23 protein-coding genes are annotated in these 21,618 nt (G+C 64.3%); 17 read left to right on the forward strand and 6 right to left on the reverse strand.

Going from position 1 to position 21,618, the window contains the following annotated elements:
- The first annotated feature begins 269 nt into the window (after nucleotides 1-269).
- From rplS to L0F51_RS16725, 6 genes are all read left to right on the forward strand, one after another.
- Nucleotides 270-734, forward strand: a complete 465-nt coding sequence (gene rplS, locus L0F51_RS16700; RefSeq protein ID WP_234630271.1) for a 50S ribosomal protein L19 — start codon at nucleotides 270-272, stop codon at nucleotides 732-734.
- A 266-nt stretch (nucleotides 735-1,000) separates the two neighbouring features.
- Nucleotides 1,001-2,353 (forward strand): substrate-binding protein, encoded by a 1,353-nt coding sequence (locus tag L0F51_RS16705; RefSeq protein ID WP_234630272.1) that lies wholly within the window; start codon nucleotides 1,001-1,003, stop codon nucleotides 2,351-2,353.
- A gap of 95 nt (nucleotides 2,354-2,448) precedes the next feature.
- The gene (locus tag L0F51_RS16710; protein WP_234630273.1) at nucleotides 2,449-3,465 is read left to right on the forward strand and encodes a branched-chain amino acid ABC transporter permease; all 1,017 of its coding nucleotides are present in this window, start codon (nucleotides 2,449-2,451) and stop codon (nucleotides 3,463-3,465) included.
- 107 nt (nucleotides 3,466-3,572) lie between these two features.
- Entirely contained in the window at nucleotides 3,573-4,706 is a 1,134-nt protein-coding gene (locus tag L0F51_RS16715; RefSeq protein WP_370642440.1) for a branched-chain amino acid ABC transporter permease, read from the forward strand.
- 11 nt (nucleotides 4,707-4,717) lie between these two features.
- Nucleotides 4,718-5,476 (forward strand): ABC transporter ATP-binding protein, encoded by a 759-nt coding sequence (locus tag L0F51_RS16720; protein ID WP_092813511.1) that lies wholly within the window; start codon nucleotides 4,718-4,720, stop codon nucleotides 5,474-5,476.
- 98 nt (nucleotides 5,477-5,574) lie between these two features.
- A complete protein-coding gene (locus L0F51_RS16725) occupies nucleotides 5,575-6,306 on the forward strand; it encodes an ABC transporter ATP-binding protein (protein WP_234630394.1) in 732 nt (243 codons plus the stop codon).
- Nucleotides 6,307-6,378: 72 nt separating this feature from the next.
- Here L0F51_RS16725 and L0F51_RS16730 read toward each other — a convergent pair whose 3' ends face one another.
- Nucleotides 6,379-7,131, reverse strand: coding sequence for a phosphodiester glycosidase family protein (locus L0F51_RS16730; RefSeq protein WP_234630274.1), 753 nt, complete (start codon nucleotides 7,129-7,131; stop codon nucleotides 6,379-6,381).
- Between the two features lie 207 nt (nucleotides 7,132-7,338).
- On the opposite strand from L0F51_RS16730, the gene L0F51_RS16735 reads away from it, so the two are divergent.
- Nucleotides 7,339-7,497, forward strand: coding sequence for a hypothetical protein (locus tag L0F51_RS16735; RefSeq protein WP_234630275.1), 159 nt, complete (start codon nucleotides 7,339-7,341; stop codon nucleotides 7,495-7,497).
- A 42-nt stretch (nucleotides 7,498-7,539) separates the two neighbouring features.
- Nucleotides 7,540-8,946: a 3-isopropylmalate dehydratase large subunit gene (gene leuC / locus L0F51_RS16740; protein WP_234630276.1), complete on the forward strand. Its 1,407-nt coding sequence runs from the start codon at nucleotides 7,540-7,542 to the stop codon at nucleotides 8,944-8,946.
- Nucleotides 8,947-9,061: 115 nt separating this feature from the next.
- Here the strand turns inward: leuC and L0F51_RS16745 are convergent, their stop codons facing one another.
- A complete protein-coding gene (locus L0F51_RS16745; protein WP_234630277.1) occupies nucleotides 9,062-9,334 on the reverse strand; it encodes a hypothetical protein in 273 nt (90 codons plus the stop codon).
- Nucleotides 9,335-9,546: 212 nt separating this feature from the next.
- A complete protein-coding gene (locus L0F51_RS16750; protein WP_234630278.1) occupies nucleotides 9,547-9,918 on the reverse strand; it encodes a hypothetical protein in 372 nt (123 codons plus the stop codon).
- 309 nt (nucleotides 9,919-10,227) lie between these two features.
- Between L0F51_RS16750 and L0F51_RS16755 the strand changes: the two genes are divergently transcribed.
- From L0F51_RS16755 to L0F51_RS16795, 9 genes are all read left to right on the forward strand, one after another.
- Nucleotides 10,228-10,482, forward strand: coding sequence for a hypothetical protein (locus L0F51_RS16755; protein ID WP_234630279.1), 255 nt, complete (start codon nucleotides 10,228-10,230; stop codon nucleotides 10,480-10,482).
- Between the two features lie 24 nt (nucleotides 10,483-10,506).
- A complete protein-coding gene (locus tag L0F51_RS16760) occupies nucleotides 10,507-10,905 on the forward strand; it encodes a metallopeptidase family protein (protein ID WP_234630280.1) in 399 nt (132 codons plus the stop codon).
- 97 nt (nucleotides 10,906-11,002) lie between these two features.
- The gene (gene leuD, locus L0F51_RS16765) at nucleotides 11,003-11,608 is read left to right on the forward strand and encodes a 3-isopropylmalate dehydratase small subunit (protein ID WP_234630281.1); all 606 of its coding nucleotides are present in this window, start codon (nucleotides 11,003-11,005) and stop codon (nucleotides 11,606-11,608) included.
- 258 nt (nucleotides 11,609-11,866) lie between these two features.
- Nucleotides 11,867-13,075: a lytic murein transglycosylase gene (locus L0F51_RS16770; protein WP_234630282.1), complete on the forward strand. Its 1,209-nt coding sequence runs from the start codon at nucleotides 11,867-11,869 to the stop codon at nucleotides 13,073-13,075.
- A gap of 130 nt (nucleotides 13,076-13,205) precedes the next feature.
- Nucleotides 13,206-15,236, forward strand: coding sequence for a sensor histidine kinase (locus L0F51_RS16775; protein WP_234630283.1), 2,031 nt, complete (start codon nucleotides 13,206-13,208; stop codon nucleotides 15,234-15,236).
- Nucleotides 15,237-15,303: 67 nt separating this feature from the next.
- Nucleotides 15,304-16,428: a 3-isopropylmalate dehydrogenase gene (leuB, locus tag L0F51_RS16780; RefSeq protein ID WP_234630284.1), complete on the forward strand. Its 1,125-nt coding sequence runs from the start codon at nucleotides 15,304-15,306 to the stop codon at nucleotides 16,426-16,428.
- 241 nt (nucleotides 16,429-16,669) lie between these two features.
- The gene (locus L0F51_RS16785; protein ID WP_234630285.1) at nucleotides 16,670-17,842 is read left to right on the forward strand and encodes a GNAT family N-acetyltransferase; all 1,173 of its coding nucleotides are present in this window, start codon (nucleotides 16,670-16,672) and stop codon (nucleotides 17,840-17,842) included.
- A 139-nt stretch (nucleotides 17,843-17,981) separates the two neighbouring features.
- Nucleotides 17,982-19,013 (forward strand): aspartate-semialdehyde dehydrogenase, encoded by a 1,032-nt coding sequence (locus L0F51_RS16790; RefSeq protein ID WP_234630286.1) that lies wholly within the window; start codon nucleotides 17,982-17,984, stop codon nucleotides 19,011-19,013.
- Nucleotides 19,013-19,744: a pyroglutamyl-peptidase I gene (locus tag L0F51_RS16795; protein ID WP_234630287.1), complete on the forward strand. Its 732-nt coding sequence runs from the start codon at nucleotides 19,013-19,015 to the stop codon at nucleotides 19,742-19,744. Before L0F51_RS16790 ends, L0F51_RS16795 begins: the two co-directional genes overlap by 1 nt.
- Here L0F51_RS16795 and L0F51_RS16800 read toward each other — a convergent pair.
- The 3 genes from L0F51_RS16800 to L0F51_RS16810 all read right to left on the reverse strand — a co-directional run bounded on the left by L0F51_RS16800 (nucleotide 19,741) and on the right by L0F51_RS16810 (nucleotide 21,525).
- Nucleotides 19,741-20,082 (reverse strand): DUF2147 domain-containing protein, encoded by a 342-nt coding sequence (locus L0F51_RS16800; protein WP_234630288.1) that lies wholly within the window; start codon nucleotides 20,080-20,082, stop codon nucleotides 19,741-19,743. The genes L0F51_RS16795 and L0F51_RS16800 overlap by 4 nt on opposite strands.
- 115 nt (nucleotides 20,083-20,197) lie before the next feature.
- The gene (locus tag L0F51_RS16805) at nucleotides 20,198-21,076 is read right to left on the reverse strand and encodes a PfkB family carbohydrate kinase (RefSeq protein WP_234630289.1); all 879 of its coding nucleotides are present in this window, start codon (nucleotides 21,074-21,076) and stop codon (nucleotides 20,198-20,200) included.
- A gap of 137 nt (nucleotides 21,077-21,213) precedes the next feature.
- Nucleotides 21,214-21,525 (reverse strand): DUF1127 domain-containing protein, encoded by a 312-nt coding sequence (locus L0F51_RS16810; RefSeq protein ID WP_128290707.1) that lies wholly within the window; start codon nucleotides 21,523-21,525, stop codon nucleotides 21,214-21,216.
- Between the last annotated feature and the right edge of the window lie 93 nt (nucleotides 21,526-21,618).

Here is a 21,618-nt window from a genome sequence, read left to right on the forward strand (position 1 = left end):
GGCGGACGTCCTAAACCTGTCTGCGCCGGAGCGCAAAAGGCAAGTCCGCCATTGTGACGAGAGATGAAACGTATCAGCAGGGCGTGCCGGCGCCGCAGAGTCTCGCCGCAGCGTCGTTTTTGCATGCCGGGGGCGTCGACATGAGGCGCGAGAGCGTGTATATGGCCGCCAACTTCCGATCCGATGTGCGAAACAAAGCCGCGCAACGGTCGTTTCGTCGTGAAACGACACGTCGAGACAAACCAGTGCGCGACGAAGAGGTTTGAGAAATGAACGCGATCCAAGAGATCGAGCAGGCGGAGATGGCGACGATCGTCGATCGGCGTGTCATTCCGGAGTTCGAGGCGGGCGACACGGTCCGCGTACATGTGCGTGTGACGGACGGCAACCGCACCCGTCTGCAGGCCTATGAGGGCGTCGTTATCGCGCGCTCCGGCGGCGGTCTTCACGAGAGCTTCACGGTGCGGAAGATCTCGTACGGCGAGGGCGTGGAGCGCGTCTTTCCGGTCTATTCTCCGCTGATCGAAAAGCTCGAAGTTGTGCGGCGCGGCAAGGTCCGGCGCGCGAAGCTCTATTATCTGCGCGGCCGTCGCGGCAAGTCGGCACGTATCGCCGAAGATGCGCGCGTGCGCGCCAAGCGCTTGAACGACGAGGCGCGAGAAATCGCAGCCGCCGAGCGCGCAGCCGTCAAGGAAGCGAAGGAAGCCGCCAAGGCAGAAAACGCCGAAGGCTGACTCTGAGCTTTATTCCCGCCCATTCGGGCGGGCCGAAACGTTTTAAAGGCGCCCTGCGGGGCGCCTTTTTATTTGCGCGATCGAACGTTTGTCCTTCAGAAATTTTTGCGGCAGTGCAACCGAGCCTTGTTGGAGCGGCGCGGACCATCGAAAGTAGTATTGCGATGGGTGCATGGGACCTATACCGAAACGCATGGCGAACCAGCGTCGCCCGAATGCGGTCCGCCGCCAACGAATTGAAAAATATACTGGAGGAATGAACGCTCATGAGCACCAACGATAGGACGAGTCTGTCTCGCCGCAGCCTCCTCAAGGCCTCCGCTGCAGGCGCGACCGTACTCGCCGCCCCGCATTTCTTCATCAAGGGTGCGTATGCGGCCGAATACTGCAACATGCCGACGGGCGACACAGTCACGCTCGGTTTCAACGTGCCGCAGACCGGCCCTTATGCCGATGAAGGCCTCGATGAACTCAAGGCCTTCCAGCTCGCCGTCAAGCATTTGAACGGTGAAGGCGACGGTGGCGCGCTCAACACTTTCAAGCCGTCGAACCTCAAGGGCAACGGCATTCTCGGCAAGAAGGTCGCCTATGTATCGGGCGACACGCAGACGAAATCGGATGCCGCCCGTGCGTCGGCCAAGCGCATGATCGAGAAGGACGGCGCCCTGATGATCTCCGGCGGTTCCTCGTCGGGCGTCGCGGTCGCGGTGCAGTCGCTGTGCCAGGAAACCGGCGTCATCTTCATGGCCGGCCTCACGCATTCCAACGACACGACCGGCAAGGACAAGCGCCGCTACGGCTTCCGCCACTTCTTCAACGCCTACATGTCCGGCCAGGCGCTCGGCCCGATTCTCGCCCAGGAATACGGCAAGGACCGCAAGGCCTATCACCTGACCGCCGATTACACCTGGGGCTGGACGCAGGAAGAATCGATCAAGGACGCCACCGAGAAGCTCGGCTGGGAGACGGTGCAGACCGTGCGCACGCCGCTCGGTGCCGGCGATTTCTCGCAGTATCTGACGCCGGTCCTGAATTCCGGCGCCGACGTGTTGATCCTCAACCATTACGGCTCCGACATGGTGAACTCGCTGCGCCAGGCGGTGCAGTTCGGCATGCGCGAGAAGCAGGTGAACGGCAAAGACTTCCAGATCGTCGTGCCGCTCTATTCCGAGCTGATGGCGATGGGCGCCGGCGAGGCGGTGAAGGGCATTCTCGGCACCGCCAACTGGAACTGGCAGCTCGACAACGAGGGCACCAAGGCCTTTGCCAAGTCGTTCGGCCAGGAATACGGCCAGCCGCCGTCGCAGGCGGCGCAGACCTGCTACGCCCAGACGATCCTCTACGCCAATGCCTGCGAGACGGCGGGCGAGTTCACGCCGCCGGCGGTGATCAAGGCGCTGGAAGGCTTCGAATTCGAGGGCCTCGGCAACGGCAAGACGCTCTATCGCGCCGAAGACCACCAGTGCTTCAAGCCGGTGCTCGTCGTGAAGGGCAAGGAAAACCCCTCCAACCAGTTCGACATCCTGGAAGTCGTCGAAGTGGTGCCGACCGAACAGGTGACCTACGACCCGTCGATCTTCGGCGGCGAGCTCGGCCCCTACGAGGTCCAGGGCTGCTAAGGCCCAAGCAACCGGTGCCGACCGCCGTCGTGCGGTCGGCTTCCTCCCCCCGTTGATGCCTGATCGACCCGCTTTGCGAGCGGGTTGGAGGGGATATGGACGCGCTTATTCTTCAAATTTTGAACGGTCTCGACAAAGGCGCCGCCTATGCGCTCATCGCGCTCGGCCTGACGCTCGTCTTCGGGACGCTCGGTGTCGTCAACTTCGCCCATGGGGCGCTTTTCATGCTCGGCGCCTTTTGCGCCGTGACCATGCAGAAGCTTCTGACCCTGTCGACGCGGGTTCGCGACGAGAGCATCACCTTCTTCGAAGCCTATAAGGAAGTCCCGTATCTGGAGAGCTGGCTCGGCGATACGGGGCGGATCATCATCGATTATTCGGTGCCGCTTTCGATCCTCCTGACGATCCCGCTGATGCTTCTCGTCGGCGTCGTCATGGAGCGCGGCCTCATCCGGCATTTCTACAAGCGCAGCCATGCCGAGCAGATCCTCGTCACCTTCGGCCTCGCGATCGTGCTGCAGGAGATCATCAAGGCGATCTTCGGCGCCAATCCGGTGCCGGTGCCGGCGCCGCCCGCCGTGGCCGGCTCCGCCTCCATCGGCGAATGGTTCGGCCTCGGCCCGGCGATCTCCTATCCCTGGTGGCGCCTCGTCTATCTCGGCTTCTCTCTCGTCATTCTTGCCGCCGTCTTCGCCTTCCTGCAGCTCACCACCTTCGGCATGACGGTCCGGGCGGGCATGCGCGACCGCGAGACGGTCGGACTTCTCGGCATCGACATCGAAAAGCGCTTCATCATCGTCTTCGCGCTGGCGGCGATCGTCGCAGGCCTCGCCGGTGCGATGTACGCGCCGATTCTCGCACCCAACTACCATCTCGGCATGGACTTTCTGGTGATCTCCTTCGTCGTCGTCGTGGTCGGCGGCATGGGCTCGCTCGGCGGCGCGGTCGCGGCAGGCTTCCTTCTCGGCATCCTGCAATCCTTCGCCTCCATGACGGAGGTGAAATCGATCCTGCCGGGCATCGATCAGATCATCATCTATCTCGTCGCCGTCGTGATCCTCTTGGTGCGCCCGCGCGGTTTGATGGGCCGCTCCGGGATCATGGAGACCTAAGCATGGTCAAGAAAGTCATCCAAAAAATCCGCAAGGCCGCGATTTCCGATCCGGATTTCGAAGTCTCCACCCGGCAATTGCCGCCGCGGGGGCCGGAAACGAAGCCGATGACGCCGGTCGACAAGGACTGGATCGCCATCGTCGCCTTCACGCTCGTCGTTCTCACCATGCCCTGGTGGCTGCAGCCGCTCGGCGCCGCCTATCCGGACCTCATGCAGAAGTTCGCGATCTACGGCATCTTCGCGCTCGGCTTCAATCTGCTCTTCGGCCTGACGGGCTACCTCTCCTTCGGGCATGCCGCCTTTCTCGGCGTCGGCTCCTATGCGGCGGTGTGGTCGTTCAAGCTCTTCACCATGAACATCATTCCGGCGGTCCTCTTCGCGATGCTGATCGCCGGTGTGCTCGCCGTCGTCATCGGCTTCATCAGCCTCAGGCGGTCGGGCATCTACTTCTCGATCCTGACGCTGGCGCTCGCCCAGATGTGCTACAATCTCGCCTATTCGGTCCTGACGCCGATCACCAATGGCGAGACCGGCCTGCGCGTCTTGCGCGACGATCCGCGCTATCTCGACGCCGCCTTCGGGGCCGAGCACCAGGGCGTGCTTCTCGGCACGCTCTTCGGCGAGCGGATGGTCGGCTATCCGGGCTTCTATCTGTGCGCGGTGCTTCTCATCATCGCGTTCTACATCGCGCTTCGGATCATGCGCTCGCCCTATGGCATGATGCTGCGGGCCATCAAATCGAACCAGAACCGCATGATCTATACGGGCTTCAACCCGCGTCCCTACATGCTGACGATCTTCATCATCTCCGGCATGTATGCGGGGCTTGCCGGCGCGCTTCTCGCCATCACCGATCCGCTGGCCGGGGCGGAGCGCATGCAGTGGACGGCCTCGGGCGAGGTCGTGCTGATGACCATTCTCGGCGGTGCCGGTACCATTTCCGGACCGATCCTCGGGGCGGCCATCATTAAATATTTCGAGAACATCTTCTCGGCCCTGAACGACAGCGCGCTCGCCTCGGCCTTCTCCTTCCTGCCGCACAGCGTCCAGGAATTCGTCGTCACTATTCTGAGCCCCTTCGTCGGCGAGGGATGGCATCTGACGCTCGGTCTCCTCTTCATGGTGATCGTCATCTTCCTGCCCGGCGGCATCATGGAAGGCATCCGGCGGACCTACCGCTTCCTGCGCGGGCATGGTCGCGGATCGAAGACGCAGACCGATCTGCAGGCTGCAGAGTGAAAGGCTGACAGATGAACAATGCAGTCCTGCATGTGTCGGAAGTGCAAAAGAGCTTTGGGGGCCTCCGCGCCCTCACCGACATCGAGCTCCAGGTGGAGAAGGGCAAAACCCACGCCATCATCGGGCCGAACGGTGCCGGCAAATCGACGCTTCTCAATGTGTGCATCGGGCGGCTGCCGCCCGATTCCGGCACCGTCACCTTCGATGGGCATCTCATCACCGGGCGGCCACCCTACGAGATCAACCAGCTCGGCGTGGCGCGCGTCTTTCAGACGCCGGAGATCTTTCCCGATCTCTCGCTTTTGCAGAACGTCATGGTGCCGGCCTTCGCCAAGCGCGACGGCACGTTCCGGATGAGCGCGCTCTCCTCGCTCGAAAAGGAGACGGATCTGCGCGACGAGGCGGAAAAACTTCTGGAAGATGTCGGGCTTCTGCAGTTCTACGCCAAGCTCGCCTCCAGCCTGTCGCGCGGCGACAAACGCCGGCTGGAACTCGCCATGTGCCTCATCCAGCATCCGAAGCTTCTGCTTCTCGACGAGCCGACGGCGGGCATGTCGCGGCACGACACCAACCGCACCATCGATCTTCTCAAGCAGATCAAGGAGCGCGGCATGACCAAGGTGATCATCGAGCACGACATGCATGTCGTGTTCTCGCTCGCCGACCGCATCTCGGTTCTGGCGCAGGGCAAGATCATCGCCGAGGGAACGCCCGACGAAGTGCGCGGCAGCCCGCGCGTGCAGGAAGCCTATCTGGGAGGAGCGCATTGATGAACGCCATGATGACCGGAACAGGCGAGGCGACCCCGATCGATCCGCAGGCGTCGACGGCTGCGAACCCGCAGGCGCCGGGCACCGCCCAGACGAAGATGATCGACAGGACCGGCTACGAAGAGGGCGCCTTCTTCTCCTGCCGCGATCTGCATGCCTATTACGGCGAGAGCTATATCGTGCAGGGCGTCAGCTTCTCCATCCAGGAGAGGGAAGTCCTCGCCCTTCTCGGGCGCAACGGCGCCGGCAAGACCTCGACCCTGCGCACCATCGCGCGCGCCGGCAATCCGGAACTCAGGCAGGGCGAGATCTGGCTCAAGGATCAGGCGCTGCACAAGATGGTCGACTATCAGGCGGCGCGGGCCGGCGTCGTGCTGGTGCCGGAGGACCGGCGCATCATTCCGGGGCTGACGGTGGAAGAAAACCTCGTCCTCGCCCGCATCGAGGAGCCGCGCGGCTGGGAGATCGAAGAGGTTTACGAGCGTTTTCCGCGGCTTGCCGAGCGGCGCAACCAGGAAGCCACGACGATGTCGGGCGGCGAACAGCAGATGCTGGCGGTCGCCCGCGCGCTGGTGCGCGATCTGAAGCTCCTGCTCCTCGACGAGCCCTATGAGGGGCTCGCGCCGGTGATCGTGCGGGAGATCGAAAAGATCGTCGCCGAGATCAAGGAGATCGGCATCACCACGGTGATCGTGGAACAGAACGCCGTCGCCGCCCTCCAGCTCGCCGACCGGGCGATGATCCTCGACATGGGCGAGGTGGTCTATGAGGGGACGGCGAAGGAAGTCCTCGAGAACGAGGATCTCAGGCACGAATATCTGGCCGTGTGACCGGTCCGGCGATCCGGGCGGCCGCGGTTTGTCATCGGCGGCCGCCTGTTTTTTCCGCTATTTTTCGGCCGTCTACTTCTCTGCCGTCACGGCGATGATCGGGCCGAGGGGGAAGAAACCGTCGGCGCGGCGCAGCTCGGGGGCGTAGAGGCTCGAAATCGAGCCGTCGAGAAAGAGGGCGTTGTCGCAGCCGATCCTGTCCTTGAAGAAGCCGGCGAAATCCCAGAACGTCACCGGGCCTTCGGAGACCGCGAAAACGATCTCGCCCTTTTTGGTGACGCAGACACCGTTCCGTTTCTTGGCACTGTCGCTGTCCTTCAGGAAACGCGGATGGCGCTTGCCGTCGATCAAGAGCATCGGGCCGGACTGGGTGGCGAAATCCGCCGGCGGCTTGCGGCGCAGATAGGCCTCCGTCTCCAGAACCCCCGCTTTGCCGCCGCCGATCCAGAAGATGCCGTTCGGCAGCATGTGGAAATTGCCGGGGCCCTTGTTGGTGTTGGCGCTCTTCACCGTGCGGCCGTCTTCGACATAAAGGCCGACCGGCGAGAAATCCTCGTGATACATGCCGCCGTTCATGGCGAAGACGAGACGCTTTCCTTCGCTCTCGAGCGCCGATTTCAGCGCCCGGAACGAGCCATAGGGCTTGCCCGCCGCGTCGTTGAGATAAAGCCGGACATCGTCGGTTGCGGGATCGAAGCGGCAGACGGCATAGGAGCGTTCGCCGTCGCGCGTCACCTCGCAATTCTGGCCGGCGGCAAAGGCCGGGCCGAGAAGGGCGGAAGGAATGGTGAAGCCCGCAAGAAGCAGGGAAAGAAATCTGCGCATGTCTCCGGTTAGCCCGGACGGGCGGCGAAGTCATCCCGACACGTTGCGAAGACGGGCCGGCACGGCGCGAAGAGCCCAGACGATGCGAAGGGGCGGCACGAGGCGAAGGGCGGTCTGCCCCTCACGCGCAAGGCGATGAGCAAACTTACGCAATTGTGCGGGATGAAAGAATTGAGAGGAGCGGGCCAAGTTGCTATATGCAGCGCCATGTCGTCGAACGAAACGCCCAAGGCCGGGTCGCGCGGAGCGGTCGGGGCCATCTTCCATTCCACGCACGCTTTTGCGGCGATCGACGACCATGCGCGTCTGCCCTGGCGGTTTTTTGCGCGTCTCTTCGCCTCCGACGGATCGCTTACGAGCGCCTGACGGCGCCCTTTCCCCTTTTTGCGATCACAACCGAGTAGACCCATGAAACCGAGAACGCTTTACGACAAAATCTGGGACGACCATCTGGTCGACCGCCAACCCGACGGCACCTGCCTCCTCTATATCGACCGTCATCTCGTGCACGAAGTGACGAGCCCGCAGGCCTTCGAGGGCCTCAGGATCGCCGGGCGCAAGGTGCATGCGCCGGACAAGACGCTCGCCGTCGTCGATCACAACGTGCCGACGACCGACCGCTCGAAAGGCATCGACGATCCGGAATCGGCGCTGCAGGTCGACACGCTCGCCACGAACGCCGCCGATTTCGGCATCGAATATTACAACGAACTCGATATGCGGCAGGGCATCGTCCACATCATCGGGCCGGAGCAGGGTTTTACGCTGCCCGGCATGACGATCGTGTGCGGCGACAGCCATACCTCGACGCATGGCGCCTTCGGCGCGCTGGCGCACGGCATCGGCACGTCCGAAGTGGAACATGTGCTCGCCACCCAGACGCTCATCCAGTCGAAGGCGAAGAACATGCGCGTCACCGTCGACGGCAAGCTGCCGGACGGCGTGACGGCGAAGGACATCATCCTCGCGATCATCGGCGAGATCGGCACGGCCGGCGGCACCGGCCATGTCATCGAATATGCCGGCGAGGCGATCCGCTCGCTGTCGATGGAAGGCCGCATGACGGTGTGCAACATGTCGATCGAGGGCGGTGCCCGCGCCGGCATGATCGCCCCCGACGAGATCACCTATGCCTATATCGCCGACCGGCCGCGGGCCCCGAAGGGTTCGGCCTGGGACATGGCGAAGGCCTATTGGGAGAGCCTGCCTTCCGACGAGGGGGCGCATTTCGATCGGGAAGTCCGGCTCGACGCGGCCAATCTTCCGCCGATCGTGACCTGGGGTTCATCGCCCGAAGATGTCATCTCGGTTCTCGGCGCGGTGCCGAACCCCGACGACATCGCCGACGAGAACAAGCGCGCCTCTAAGTGGCGGGCGCTCAAATATATGGGCCTGACGCCGGGCACGAAGATGACCGACATCGCGCTCGACCGCGTCTTCATCGGCTCGTGCACCAATGGCCGCATCGAGGATCTCAGGGCTGCCGCCAAGGTCGCGGAAGGCCGCAAGGTCGCCGAGAGCGTCAATGCCATGGTGGTGCCGGGATCGGGCCTCGTGAAGGCGCAGGCGGAAGCGGAAGGCCTCGACAAGATCTTCCTCGCCGCGGGCTTCGAATGGCGCGAGCCGGGCTGTTCCATGTGCCTTGCCATGAATGCCGACAAGCTCGCCCCGGAAGAGCGCTGCGCCTCCACCTCGAACCGCAATTTCGAGGGGCGCCAGGGTTTCAAGGGCCGCACCCATCTCGTGTCGCCGGCGATGGCGGCCGCGGCGGCGATCGCCGGGCGCTTCGTCGACGTGCGCGATTGGGGCCACTGAGAACTGCTCACCCTGAACTCTCAGGGATCCGAATGCGGAAAGGGCCGTCCCTCGGGCGGCCCTTTTTCGTTGGGAATTTTTCGGTTCACTGAGATTTTCGGGTGGTGCGTCGCGTTCAGCGATGCACGATCTTGTTGAAGCGGCTGGTGCGGCCGCCGGCCGTCTCGTTCTGGACGAGAAGCGCCAGATTGCCGCCCTCGAAGGTTTCGAACCAGGTCTCCCAGGTGATCGGCTCCAGGCCCTCTTCAGGTTCGCCGAAATCGATCCGGAGCACGCCGACGCCGTCGCCCTCCGTGGCTGTCGCCGACACCATCGCAGGTTTGCCGCCGCGCTCTTCGACCCACTTCTTGATGTCTTCGTGGCGCGTCAATTTGTGCGCTTCGCTCATCTCTGTCTCCTCTGGGTTCTTGAGAAAACAGGTGCGATTGGCTCCGGTTCCCCGGGAATTGGGGGGTGTCCCGCGGAAGCAGACGGGTGGGCGGTCCTCTCCGGGTGAGCCGCTTTTCGCAAGCGCTCACGCAAAAAACAGGCGGGGCCGCAGCCCCGCCTGCCGTCACCCGCAAATTGCGGGAAGGCTCTTAAAGCTCTGCCGACGAGAGCTTAGTTGTTGGTGCCTTCGGTGCCCGGAGCATACGGCTCCAGCGGTTCGTCCTGGCTTTCCTTGCTGGCCATGTTGCCGTCCGAAGAGGTCGAATGCATGGCAGAGGAATACATCGTCTTGTCGTCATCGCAGGACACGTAGACCTCGCGGTCGTTGTCCATCATCGTGTAGTAATTGCCGGTCTCGCAGGTTTCCGGACGTTCGCCGGAGGTCTCGCCCGGGCCATAGATGCGGGCTTCCTGCTCGGTGTCGGTGTTGACGATCACCTTGTTGTCCTGAGCGTCCTTGCGCAGGATCATTTCGGCGTTGGCGGCGCTCACGCCCACCATCATGGCGGTCATGGAAACAGCGGTGAGTTTCGCAAAGGTCATAGGATATCTCCTTGAATTGCCTCTCGTGGGAGTTCCCCGCCGCTCGATCGCATGAAGGATCAGACGGCGCGGGAGAGGCGATGTTGGCGTTGCCTCGGCGAAACAACGTCGAGCTCGGGCGACGGTTCGCTGAAATAATTGTGATCGGTGAGTCGGCTAAGTGTTTGGAACTTAAGGGCTAAATGCAAGTTCGGGCGCGCCTCGAGCGGGCGCGAGGAAGAAGTGCGGGGCTTGCAGGGGGCGGGGGTATTCGGGTTTCTCCCGTGCGGGGATGGCGCCGGAATTCTGCCGGGCATTTGGAGGTGATCGGTGAGTGAGGATCGCGAGGCGAAGAGAAGCCGCGAGGCGCGCGAGGCGCTCGAACGGGTGCACCGCGACAGCGAGGCTGTCGGCACGTCGTCGTTCGCCCGCGCCGCCGGCCGCGCGAAGGACCATCTGGCGGGCGCCGACGCGCCGGCGCACGACCGCGTCGAGGTGTGGGGCCGCCGGGTCGGGCGCGGGCTCTCGATCGTCTTCGTGATGTGGCTTTTATGGTATCTCGTCAGCACCTATCTGACGCGCTGACATCCATTTCGCCGGTGCCGCGCCATGTCCGCCTTTTCATCGATCCCCGACCTTGAAGAGTTCGAGCGCATCGCGCTTGCCGCCTATGACGGATTGCCGGAGGAGTTCCGGGCGCTGACGGGCGACATCCAGATCCGGGTCGCCGAGCGCGCCGACCGGGAATCGCTCTCAGCCGTCGGGCTCACGCATCCCCTGGAACTGCTCGGGCTCTTCGAAGGCATCGGCCTCGCACATGCGCCGGCCACGCCCTATTCCGGGCTGATGCCGAACCGGGTGTGGCTCTACCGCCAGGCGATCCTCGCCTATTGGCAGGACCACGACGAGCGGCTCGACGACATCATCGCCCATGTCCTCGTGCACGAGATCGGCCATCATTTCGGCCTGTCCGACGACGATATGGAAGAGATCGAGGCGGCCGATTGAGGACGGCCCGCAAGGGCGCGGCCAAGATCGGACCCGTAAGATCTTGACCGGAACGCGCCGGCGAAGCATTGAAGGGGACTTCGAAAGGAACCTGCGAATGGAAAAGTTCACGAGCCTCACTGGCGTCGCCGCGCCGCTGCCGATCATCAATATCGACACCGACATGATCATTCCGAAGCAGTTTCTGAAGACGATCAAGCGGACCGGGCTCGGCGCGTCGCTCTTCTACGAGATGCGCTTCAACGACGACGGCTCGGAAAACGAGGATTTCGTCCTCAACAAGCCGGCCTATCGCAACGCCAAGATTCTGGTCGCGGGCGACAATTTCGGCTGTGGCTCGTCGCGCGAGCATGCGCCCTGGGCGCTCAAGGATTTCGGCATCACCTGCGTGATCTCGACCTCGTTCGCCGATATTTTCTACAACAATTGCTTCAAGAACGGCATTCTGCCGATCATCGTCTCGCCGGACGATCTCGACAAGCTTCTCGACGACGCCTCGCGCGGCGCCAATGCGACCTTGACCGTGGATTTGGAGAAGCAGGAAGTGCGCGGCCCGGATGGCGGCAAGATCGAGTTCGAAATCGACGCCTTCCGCAAGCACTGCCTGCTCAACGGCCTCGACGATATCGGCCTGACGCTGGAGAAATCGGAAAAGATCTCCGGTTTCGAAGGCCAGATGACGGAAGACCGTCCCTGGGTCTGACGCCCGCTGACGGGCCGATGACGCGTTTCGGGGCGTCCGGGGGACGTCCCTGAGACACCTCTGGAGGGGCGGCGCTTCTGCGCCGCCGGAAGGGCGTCCGTTTCTCTCAAGTTGCCGTGATAACGACGATTTCGCCGGCAATTTTGATTTCGTTAACCAATTTCAAACTGCGGTGAGCGAGGCTCCCGGGACGTGCACGCGGATTCTCATCCGCGCTGAGACCGCGTACAATTTTTCTGCGACCACTGAGGAGTGCAGATGCGGACCGCAATCCCCGGCCTGGCTGCGCGCGCTCTTGTCGGAGCGACGCTCGCTTTCGGTCTTTCCTTCGCCCCGATGCCTGCATCGGCCGCGAGCTTTTCTTCCTGCGTTCAGAGCCTGAAGCAGGCGGCGGTTGCCGCCGGCGTCAGCCCGCGGCTTGCCGCACGGGCGCTCGACGGGGCTCGCGTCGACGACGAAGTCTTGCGCAAATCGCGGGCGCAACCGGAATTCAAGACGCCGATCTGGGATTATCTCGGCTTCCTTGTCGACGAGGAGCGTATCGCCGACGGCAAGACGATGATGCGGCGCTACGATCGCGTGCTGCGCGCGGCCGAGGAACGCTACGGCGTCAACCGCTATGTCATTGCCGCGATCTGGGGCGTGGAGAGCAATTTCGGCCAGGATGCGGGCAAAGATTTCCTGCCGCATGCGCTCGCCAACGTCGCCTGCCACGGCAGCCGGACGAAATTCTTCCGCGGCGAGCTCATCGCCGCCTTGAAGCTCGTGCAGCGGGGCGATCTCGACCTCGACGAGCTTTATGGGTCCTGGGCTGGCGCCTTCGGGCAGACGCAGTTCATTCCTTCGACCTATGAGCGGCTCGCCGTCGATTTCGATGGCGACGGGCGGCGCGACCTCGTGAAGTCGGTGCCCGACGCTCTGGGCTCGACGGCGAATTACCTGCGCCGCGCCGGCTGGCGGCCGGGCGAGGCCTATATGATCGAGGTGAAGGTGCCGGCGAGCTATAAGGGGCCGACGGGCCGCAGCCGCAAGGCGCCCCTGTCGACCTGGGCGAAACGCGGTGTGGTGCGGGCCGATGGCGCGCATCTTTCGGGCGGCAGCCAGGCGGGCCTGCTTCTGCCGTCGGGGCCGCGCGGGCCGGGCTTTCTCGTCTTCCGCAACTTCGATGCGATCTATTCCTACAACCAGGCGGAATCCTACGCGCTCGCCATCTCCCATCTCGCCGACCGCATGGCCGGCTATCCGGGGCTGCGCACGGCCTGGCCGACGGACGATCCGCCGCTGTCGCGTGCCGAACGCTTCGAGTTGCAGCGGATGCTGCTCGCGCAGGGCTACGATGTCGGCGAGGTCGACGGGAAGGTCGGGCCGATGACGCGCGATGCGATCAAGAAGGCGGAGCAGCGTTTCGGCATGGAGCCGACCGGGCGGCCGGGCGGCAAGATCTACCGCAAGCTCGGGGGACGCTGAGGGCGTTTTGCGCTCTCAGGCCCACGCGCCTTCTCCCCGATGAGGTCGGGCAGTTACCGTCGGGTGACCTCCGGAATTGTCACTGCGCCTCTTCGATGCTAGGCGGATAGCCCGGCCAAGGGGAGAGGCCATGGTTTCCATCCGCAGTGTTCTGGCGCTGTCGCTTGCGGGGCTGCAGTTTGTTGCAGTCGTCGCCGTCCTCTTTCTTTCCTACGTCACCTCCGAGCGGGTTCTGCTGCAGCATGCGCGCGATCTCATGGGCGATGTCGCGCGCAGCACCATCAATCACACGGTCGCCTTTCTCGCGCCTGCCGAGGCGGCCGCCGACCTGTCGCAGCGGCTTGCGCGCCAGGAGGTCGTCAGCAGCGAAAACGAAGGCGCCATGGAGCGCTACTTTTTCGAGCAGCTGCGATCGCACAGCCAGTTCGCCGGCATCTTCTACGGCAACACCAACGGCGATTTCGTCTTTGTGAACCGCGACGCGAGCGTCGCGGGTGCGCCGTTTCGCATCAAGACCATCGCCAACCGGGCGCAGCGCCGCGACGTGGAGCTCTATTGGCGCGACGGGGATTATGCCGTCGCCGCCCATCGCAGCGATCCGACCGACGGGTATGATCCGCGCACGCGGCCCTGGTACGGCCGCGCGGTCGAGGCTGGTGGGGTCACCTGGACCGACCCCTATATCTTCTTTTCCTCGCAGGAGCCCGGCATCACGGTGGCGACGCCGGTGATCGGGGCGGCGGGCGAACTCCAGGGCGTCGTCGGCATCGACATCGAGATTTCGGCCCTGTCGACCTTTCTCGCCGATCTTCAGATCGGCCAGCATGGCAGCGCCTTCATCCTCAGCGACAGTGGCGACGTGATCGCCCATCCGGAGCCTGCAAAGATCAAGACGCGCGGCACGTCTGGCGACACGTTGCGCTTCACCCGCATCGACGAACTCGACGACCCGCTGGCGAAGGCGGCCGCCGCCTCGTTCAACACCGCGCAGACGGGAAGAGACGGCCTGAAGGAACGCGCGGCGAGCTTCACCTTCGGCGGGGAGACCTATCATACTGTCGCATCGTCTCTGCCGGGCACGCGCTGGCCCTGGACGGTGATCACCTATGTGCCGGAGAACGACTTTCTCGGGGCGATCAAGGACAGCCGCCGCAACGGCGTCCTGCTTGCGGCGCTCGTCGCCGCGGTGACGGCGATGATCGGTCTTGTCATCGCCCGCTCCATCACGCGGCCCGTCGGTGCGCTGGCGCGGCAGGCGGATCTGATCAGCGGCGGCGACATTTCGCCGATGCCGCCGTTGCGCACGCATTATCGCGAGCTGCAGCGAACCGGATTCGCCTTCGGGCGCATGACGGAATGGCTGAACCGGCGCAATGCGGAAAACCTGGCGCTGACCGATGAACTGCGCGCGGCCTCGCGCGAGCTCGAGGTGCGGGTGGACGAACGCACCCGGGAGCTCAACCATGCCAATGCGCAATTGCGCGAGGAGGCGGAGCTCAGGGCTCAGCAGGCGGAGAAGCTCGAACGCGCGAACCAGCAGGCGGAGCTTCTGACGCGGGAGCTCAATCACCGGGTCAAGAACGTCTTCGCCGTCGTCTCCGCCGTCCTGTCGCTCGGTGCCCGCTCGGCGCGGTCGGTGGAGGATCTCGCGAGCACGACGCGCCGCCGCATCGACGCCCTGTCGAAGGCGCATTCGGCGACGCAGGGGCATCCGGGCCGGGCCGGCAGCATTGCCGATCTCACGCGTCTCGCCGAACTCGTCCTCGCGCCTTATGCGGGCGACGGTGCGGGCCGGATCGACGTCTCGGGCGTCCGGGTGCGGTTGGGCGGCGAGGTCGCCACCGCGCTCGGTCTCATCCTCCACGAACTCGCCACCAATGCTGCCAAATACGGCGCGCTCAGCGCGGAGGCCGGGCGCGTCGAGCTGAGCTGGACGCTCGACGAGGAGGGGCCAAAAGTGCTGCACCTCGTCTGGCGGGAAACCGGCGGGCCGGTGCCGCAGAAGCCGGCGGAGGACAAGCGTGGCTTCGGCACCAAGATGGTGGAACAGATCATCGCCCAGTATCATGCGACCTATCACATCGACTGGCGCACCGAGGGTGTGGTGGTGACGCTCAACATGGTCCTTCCCGCCGACGAGCCGGCAGATGACGTTGCGTGAGCCGGCATGGCTTGCGCCGCGGCCGGTGAGCGGCTAGCTGACAGACCTCATCACGACGGATCTTCAAATGACGCACAAGCTCCTGCTTCTCGCCGGTGACGGCATCGGCCCGGAAATCATGGCCGAGGTGAAAGCTCTCATCGATTGGATGAACGCCGAAGGCATCGGCTCTTTCGAATGCGAGGATGGCCTGGTGGGCGGTGCAGCCTACGACGCCGAAGGCGTGGCGGTCAGCGACGCCACCATGGAGAAGGCGCTCGCCAGCGACGCGGTTCTCTTCGGCGCGGTCGGCGGGCCGAAATGGGACGGGGTTCCCTATGAGGTGCGGCCGGAAGCGGGACTTCTGCGCCTGCGCAAGGATCTCGGCCTCTTCGCCAATCTGCGCCCGGCCATCTGCTATCCGGCGCTCGCCGACGCTTCCTCGCTGAAGCGCGAGGTGGTGGAGGGCCTCGACGTCCTTATCGTGCGCGAGCTCACCGGCGGCGTCTATTTCGGCGAGCCGAAAGAGATCAAGGATCTCGGCAACGGCCAGAAGCGGGCGATCGATACGCAGATCTACGACACCTACGAGATCGAGCGCATCGTGCGCGTCGCCTGCGACCTCGCCCGCACGCGGCAGAAGCGCGTCACCTCGATGGAAAAGCGCAACGTCATGAAGTCCGGCCTGTTGTGGAACGAGGTCGCGACCCGGATCGCCGGCGAATATCCGGATATCACTCTGGATCATGTGCTCGCCGATGCCGGCGGCATGCAGCTCGTGCGCTGGCCGAAGCAGTTCGACGTGATCGTCACCGACAATCTCTTCGGCGACATGCTGTCGGATGTCGCCGCCATGCTGACCGGCTCGCTCGGGATGCTGCCGTCGGCTTCGCTCGGCGCGCCCGATCAGGAGACCGGACGCCGCAAGGCCATGTACGAGCCGGTGCACGGCTCCGCCCCGGACATCGCCGGCGGCGAGGTCGCCAATCCGATCGCCATGTTCGCATCTTTCGGCATGGCGCTTCGGTATTCCTTCGGCATGATCAGCGAGGCCGACAAGCTCGATCAGGCGATCGCCGACGTGCTCGACGAAGGCTTGAGGACGCGGGATATCCTGCCGCGCGGCGGCGGCAACGGGCTGACCGAGGTCGGCACCAAGGGCATGGGCCAGGCGATCCGCGAGCGTTTCCTGAAGCTGATGCACGGCGCCTGAGCGATAAAGCTTCGCTAGAAGTCTTTTTGGGTTACCCCTCAGTTAACTGCAATCGGACGGGGAAATTGCATCGGCTTTTCCCGTCCGACACTGTAAGTCTGGCTAAGCTGGGGGATAAGATGCCGATCGGTCAGATAATCCGACGCAAAGGTGATTGCCCGTGGGGTCGCGCGGCATGAGCAGCGCCGAAATGTCTTCCCGCGGGCCGACCGCGGAACTGGCCGGGCCGGACACATTGCAGATGTTTACTGCCGAAAGTGCTTCCGCGGCCGTCGAGGTTGTGGGCGACGTCCGCCAGGCGGTGACGGCGGAGTTCCGCCGCGATTGGCGGAAACTCGCCGCCAAGGCCGGGACGCCCAACGCCTTCGCGGAGCCTTTTTTCGTCGAAGCAGCGCTTCAGCGCCTCGTCCGACCGGGCAGGGTCAAGCTCGTCGCGTTTGCCGACGATCAGGGGCTCATCGGTCTTCTGCCCCTGACCGTTTCGCCGCCGATCCCGGGCATCGGCCGTGTGGCCAATCGCTTTATGCACATTCACGATTTCGACGGCACGCCGCTGGTGCGCCGTGGCAGCGAAGCTTTGTTTCGCGCGAAACTCGGGGCCTGGCTGACGCGTGAAGGGATCGCCTTTCTGCGTTTTCGCGATGTGGAGGAGGCGAGCCCCGCCATCGATGGGCTTCTCAACGGAGAGGACGAGACGCTTGAGGCTGCCGTCGTCGCCCGGCTGGTGCGCGCGGCTCGCGATCTCGGAGACGGGCTGGAGGCTCAGCAATCGGGCAAGAAGCGGCGCAGCATGCAGCGGCGCAGACGCCGGCTCGAGGAACTCGGAGAGCTTGCCTTCGTCGATTTGAGCGCGCAGCCGCCTTCCTCCTGGGCGGACGATTTTCTGGGGCTCGAAGCGAGCGGCTGGAAAGGCCAGATGGGAACGGCGATCGCCTGCCGGCCGCAGGAGCGCGCCTTCTTCGACAAGATGGTGAAAGCGGGAAGCGCCAACGGCAACCTGATCGTCCATGCCCTGGAGCTCGACGGGCGGCGCATTTCGATGACGCTTTATCTGCGGGCCGGCGACGTCGCCTGGGGTTTCAAGAAAGCCTATGCCGGCGATCTCGCCCGCTGTTCTCCCGGTTTCGTTCTGGAGGCCGAGAGCGTCGCAGCCCTTCAGGCACAGGGCGAAGTTGCCTTTGTCGACACGTGCAGCATCGATGCCGCGACGCTCGTTCCGGGTCTTTGGCCGCAAGAGCGGGTGATGAGCGACATCGTCGTCGCCGCCGGCCCCGCGCGCAAATGGCTGAAGAATGCGGTGTGGCTGGAGAAGACGTATCGGGCGAGGCGGCGCGATCTGCGCAGTCTTTATGTGCGGCTGAAACGCCTGCCGGCCCAGGCGCGCCGGGACCGGCCGGCTGCGACACACAATTGACATTGTGCGCACCTGCGATAAAACCTCCGCCACCATGATGAGCACAGCCAAGACGAAGACGACCGGCTAATCGCTCCGCCCCGATCTCTCCCCGGGGCGGGGGAGAGATGCTTTGTTTTCGGGGAGAGAGGAGCTAGACATGGGTTACAGGATCGCTGTCGTAGGTGCGACCGGCAATGTCGGGCGGGAAATGCTCGACATTCTCGATGAACGCGGTTTCCCCGCAGACGAAGTCGTGGCGCTCGCCTCCCGGCGCAGCCAGGGCACGGAAGTCTCCTTCGGCGACAAGACGCTGAAGGTGCAGGCGCTCGAACATTTCGATTTCGCCAATGCCGATATCGCGCTGATGTCGGCGGGCGGCTCGGTGTCCCTGGAATGGGCGCCCAAGATCGCGGCCAAGGGCTGCGTCGTCATCGACAATTCCTCGGCCTGGCGCACCGATCCGGACGTGCCGCTGATCGTGCCGGAAGTGAATGCCGATGCCGTTGCCGGCTTCGCCAAGAAAAACATCATCGCCAATCCGAACTGCTCCACCATCCAGCTCGTCGTGGCGCTGAAGCCGTTGCATGAGCGCGCCAAGATCAAGCGCGTCGTCGTTGCCACCTATCAATCGGTGTCGGGCGCCGGCAAGGACGCGATGGACGAGCTCTTCGACCAGACGCGCGCCGTCTTCGTCGCCGATCCGATCGAGGCGAAGAAATTCCCGAAGCGCATCGCCTTCAACTGCATTCCCCATATCGACGTCTTCATGGAAGACGGCACGACCAAGGAGGAATGGAAGATGGTGGCGGAGACGAAGAAGATCCTCGATCCGAAGATCAAGCTTTCGGCCACCTGCGTGCGCGTGCCGGTCTTCGTCAGCCATTCTGAAGCCGTCAACATCGAGTTCGAGGAAGAGTTGTCCGCCGACGAGGCGCGCGAGATCCTGCGCGAGGCGCCGGGCTGCCTCGTCATCGATAAGCACGAGCCGGGCGGCTACATCACGCCCTATGAGAGCGCCGGCGAGGACGCCACCTACATCTCCCGCATCCGCGAGGATCCGACGGTCGATTCCGGTCTTTCCATGTGGGTCGTGGCCGACAATCTTCGCAAAGGCGCGGCGCTCAACACGGTGCAGATCGCCGAGCTTCTGGTGAACCGCAAGCTCCTGGAGAACCGCAAGGCCGCCTGATGTCGGGCGCGACGGGGCGAGAGGCGAGCGGCGGCGACAAAGCCGGCCGGCCGCGTCTTCTGGTGACGGGCTTCGGCCCGTTTCCGGGCGTTGCGGTCAATCCGAGCGCCTGGGTGGTGGAGCGGCTCGCCGAAGAGGCGGGCGGGTTCGCTTCTCACGCCGATGTGCGGACCGCCATTCTCGCGACCGACTGGCAGGAGGGGCCGAACACACTCGACCTCCTCTGGCAGGCGCATCGTCCGGATGTCGCCGTGCATTTCGGTGTGGCGTCGGCGGCGCGGGGCTTTCGGCTCGAACGTGTCGCCCGCAACAGGCGGCTCGCGCGTCCCGACGTGCAGGGCGCCCTGCCGCCATCGGCGGAGCTGGAAGAGGCGGGGCCGGCCTCGTGGCGCGGCTCGCTGCCGTTGCGCCGCATGCATGCGGCGCTGTCGGGCGCCGGCATTCCCGCGGATTTCTCCGACGATGCGGGCGATTATCTCTGCAATGCCATCTTCTATCGCTCCGGCCGCTATGCAGCCGAAGCCGGCCGCCTCGTCATGGCGGGTTTCATCCATCTGCCGTTCTGCACCTCGGCGCCGGCTTCGGCGCTGCCTGGCGGCTTCGAAGGCGACGGCGAGGCTGGTCCAGCCTGCCTTGCCGACGAGGTGATGCTCGGCGGCGCGCGCCTCGTTCTTCTCAGCGCCATTGCGGCGTGGCGAGAGCGCGCCGGCACAAGCTTCGATCGCGACTAGCGCCGCTGCCAGTTCTGCGTCTTGCAGAAGATGCCGAGCGCGCAGCCCTTGAGTTTCAGGCTGTTCGCCGAGGTGAGGGTGGCGGAGCCGGAATAGGTCTTGTCGTCTTCCGGATTGACGACCGTTCCCTTGTATTTGCCGTCCGAGCCCTGCATGCGGCCGATCTCCTTGCCCTTGTTGGGGCCGCTCGTCACCTTCATGCAAAAGGCGTTGCCGCAGGAGCTGATGCGCACCGTGTTGCCGGTGGCGGCGACCCAATTGCCTTCCAGAGGATCGGCTGCGGCGAGGGCCGGCCATGCGACAAGGGCCGCGATGAGTGCGATGGTTTTGGTGTTCATGAGGTCTCCTCCCAAGTTTTTTGCCACTATGGGGAGGAGTTGAGACAAAGAAAACCGCGATTTTCGCGTCCGGCAGAGCTGCCGTTGCGGAAGTCTTCGCAGTTATGAACAGGTTTTACGTCAGGCTTATTGGGCCTTTCGCTTCGGCGATGCGCCGCAACGCGATGCGGCCGAGATTTGGCCGGAGCATCACGTCCTGTCCTTCGGCAAAGGCAAGTTCATCGCGGCCGAGCTGTTCGGTGACGACGAAGAGGTCGGCCGTGCCGGCCGCCGCGAAGGCGAGCGCTTCCTCCGACGAGGCGCCGAGCATCTTGCGGCCGAGATAAAGGGCCGAAAAAAGATCGCCCGCGCCCTTCGCAGGATTTTCGACGACGGGATGCTCGGCGAGGATCGTCTCGTTCGGCTTGACGAGCACGGCCGCCATGCGCCCGCGCATCAGGGCCGGGGCCGAGGTGACGATGACTTCGGCCGGGCCGAGGCGGCGTGCGTCGACGACGAGCGCGGTCGGGTCGGGCTCAGGCTTCGTCCCCGTCAGCCAGCCGAATTCGAAGACGTTCGGGGTGGCGATGTCGGCGAGCGGCAGGAGATGGTCGCGGATCGCCTCCGCCACGGGCTCCGGTACGTAGAGGCGGTCGGAATCGCCCATCACCGGATCGCAGAGATAGACGAGCCCGGGAAAGCGCTCTTTCAAGCCGGCGATGAAGCGGGCCGTCTCGGCCACGTGTTCGGCGCGGCCGAAATAGCCGGTGGCGACGGCGAGCGGCGGGCGCTCGGAAAAGCGCGTGGCCACACCGGCGAGAAGAGCTGCGAAATCGGCGGCGCTCGCCAGGATCGGCCGGCCGAGGCCGAAGCCCGGGTGGTGCGGCAGAAGCACGGTCGGGATGTCGACCGTCTCCATGCCGAGCCGCTCCAACGTGAAACCCATGATGCGGTTGCCGACGGCGCCGGCAGCGACATGGCTGGAAATCAAAATAATCCGGCCGGAGGAAGCCATTGCATTCCTTCAAAATGAGGCAGGGAGAATCCGGTCCATCTGAACCAAGGCGGCCTCAAGAGCAAGGAGCCCGCCGCAATGCGACGGGCTCCTAGAGATCAAACGGGGCTTTTTGCGGTTGAGGCGAGCGCCTCAGGTCAGCGCGTACGAACACCGCGGCGACGCTGGCTTGCAATCCGATCGGCGCGACGGCGAACCAATTCCGCGTTCGGATCAGAAGTCAGCGGCATGGCGAGCGCGCTCTCGACCTCGAAACGCGTCAGGCCGATATCCTGCAGCATCTGATCGTCGAGGGTGGCAAGCCGGTAGGCGGCGCGGCGTCCCTTGATGGCACGCGCGAGGCGCAGGAGCGTGTTGGCGACCGGCTGCAGGAAGGCGCCGGCGCGGGCGGCGAGATCGCCTGATCCGGCGGTTCGGACCGCTGGATTGTGGGAAAGATTGTCGAGCATTGCTGCCTCCAAACGAAAAATCGGGTCTTCCGAAACCCGGTTCAGGGAATGGCGGCGGGACACCGTGTCGTACCGTCCATGAGCCTCATTTCG

Origin of the sequence: Afifella sp. H1R (genome assembly GCF_021462425.1) — a bacterium.
In the GTDB taxonomy this organism is placed as follows: Bacteria; Pseudomonadota; Alphaproteobacteria; order Rhizobiales; family Afifellaceae; genus Afifella; species Afifella aestuarii.

What these genes read in the sequence shown, in the direction of transcription:
- L0F51_RS16790 (WP_234630286.1), top strand. Translation starts at nt 17,982, where the DNA reads ATGGGTTACAGGATCGCTGTCGTAGGTGCGACCGGCAATGTCGGGCGG.
- L0F51_RS16760 (WP_234630280.1), top strand. Translation starts at nt 10,507, where the DNA reads ATGTCCGCCTTTTCATCGATCCCCGACCTTGAAGAGTTCGAGCGCATC.
- L0F51_RS16725 (WP_234630394.1), top strand. Translation starts at nt 5,575, where the DNA reads ATGATCGACAGGACCGGCTACGAAGAGGGCGCCTTCTTCTCCTGCCGC.
- L0F51_RS16770 (WP_234630282.1), top strand. Translation starts at nt 11,867, where the DNA reads ATGCGGACCGCAATCCCCGGCCTGGCTGCGCGCGCTCTTGTCGGAGCG.
- L0F51_RS16750 (WP_234630278.1), bottom strand. Translation starts at nt 9,918, where the DNA reads ATGACCTTTGCGAAACTCACCGCTGTTTCCATGACCGCCATGATGGTG.
- L0F51_RS16720 (WP_092813511.1), top strand. Translation starts at nt 4,718, where the DNA reads ATGAACAATGCAGTCCTGCATGTGTCGGAAGTGCAAAAGAGCTTTGGG.
- L0F51_RS16800 (WP_234630288.1), bottom strand. Translation starts at nt 20,082, where the DNA reads ATGAACACCAAAACCATCGCACTCATCGCGGCCCTTGTCGCATGGCCG.
- L0F51_RS16735 (WP_234630275.1), top strand. Translation starts at nt 7,339, where the DNA reads ATGTCGTCGAACGAAACGCCCAAGGCCGGGTCGCGCGGAGCGGTCGGG.
- leuC (WP_234630276.1), top strand. Translation starts at nt 7,540, where the DNA reads ATGAAACCGAGAACGCTTTACGACAAAATCTGGGACGACCATCTGGTC.
- rplS (WP_234630271.1), top strand. Translation starts at nt 270, where the DNA reads ATGAACGCGATCCAAGAGATCGAGCAGGCGGAGATGGCGACGATCGTC.
- L0F51_RS16745 (WP_234630277.1), bottom strand. Translation starts at nt 9,334, where the DNA reads ATGAGCGAAGCGCACAAATTGACGCGCCACGAAGACATCAAGAAGTGG.
- leuD (WP_234630281.1), top strand. Translation starts at nt 11,003, where the DNA reads ATGGAAAAGTTCACGAGCCTCACTGGCGTCGCCGCGCCGCTGCCGATC.
- L0F51_RS16715 (WP_370642440.1), top strand. Translation starts at nt 3,573, where the DNA reads ATGACGCCGGTCGACAAGGACTGGATCGCCATCGTCGCCTTCACGCTC.
- L0F51_RS16705 (WP_234630272.1), top strand. Translation starts at nt 1,001, where the DNA reads ATGAGCACCAACGATAGGACGAGTCTGTCTCGCCGCAGCCTCCTCAAG.
- L0F51_RS16710 (WP_234630273.1), top strand. Translation starts at nt 2,449, where the DNA reads ATGGACGCGCTTATTCTTCAAATTTTGAACGGTCTCGACAAAGGCGCC.
- L0F51_RS16775 (WP_234630283.1), top strand. Translation starts at nt 13,206, where the DNA reads ATGGTTTCCATCCGCAGTGTTCTGGCGCTGTCGCTTGCGGGGCTGCAG.
- L0F51_RS16785 (WP_234630285.1), top strand. Translation starts at nt 16,670, where the DNA reads ATGTTTACTGCCGAAAGTGCTTCCGCGGCCGTCGAGGTTGTGGGCGAC.
- leuB (WP_234630284.1), top strand. Translation starts at nt 15,304, where the DNA reads ATGACGCACAAGCTCCTGCTTCTCGCCGGTGACGGCATCGGCCCGGAA.
- L0F51_RS16810 (WP_128290707.1), bottom strand. Translation starts at nt 21,525, where the DNA reads ATGCTCGACAATCTTTCCCACAATCCAGCGGTCCGAACCGCCGGATCA.
- L0F51_RS16730 (WP_234630274.1), bottom strand. Translation starts at nt 7,131, where the DNA reads ATGCGCAGATTTCTTTCCCTGCTTCTTGCGGGCTTCACCATTCCTTCC.
- L0F51_RS16795 (WP_234630287.1), top strand. Translation starts at nt 19,013, where the DNA reads ATGTCGGGCGCGACGGGGCGAGAGGCGAGCGGCGGCGACAAAGCCGGC.
- L0F51_RS16805 (WP_234630289.1), bottom strand. Translation starts at nt 21,076, where the DNA reads ATGGCTTCCTCCGGCCGGATTATTTTGATTTCCAGCCATGTCGCTGCC.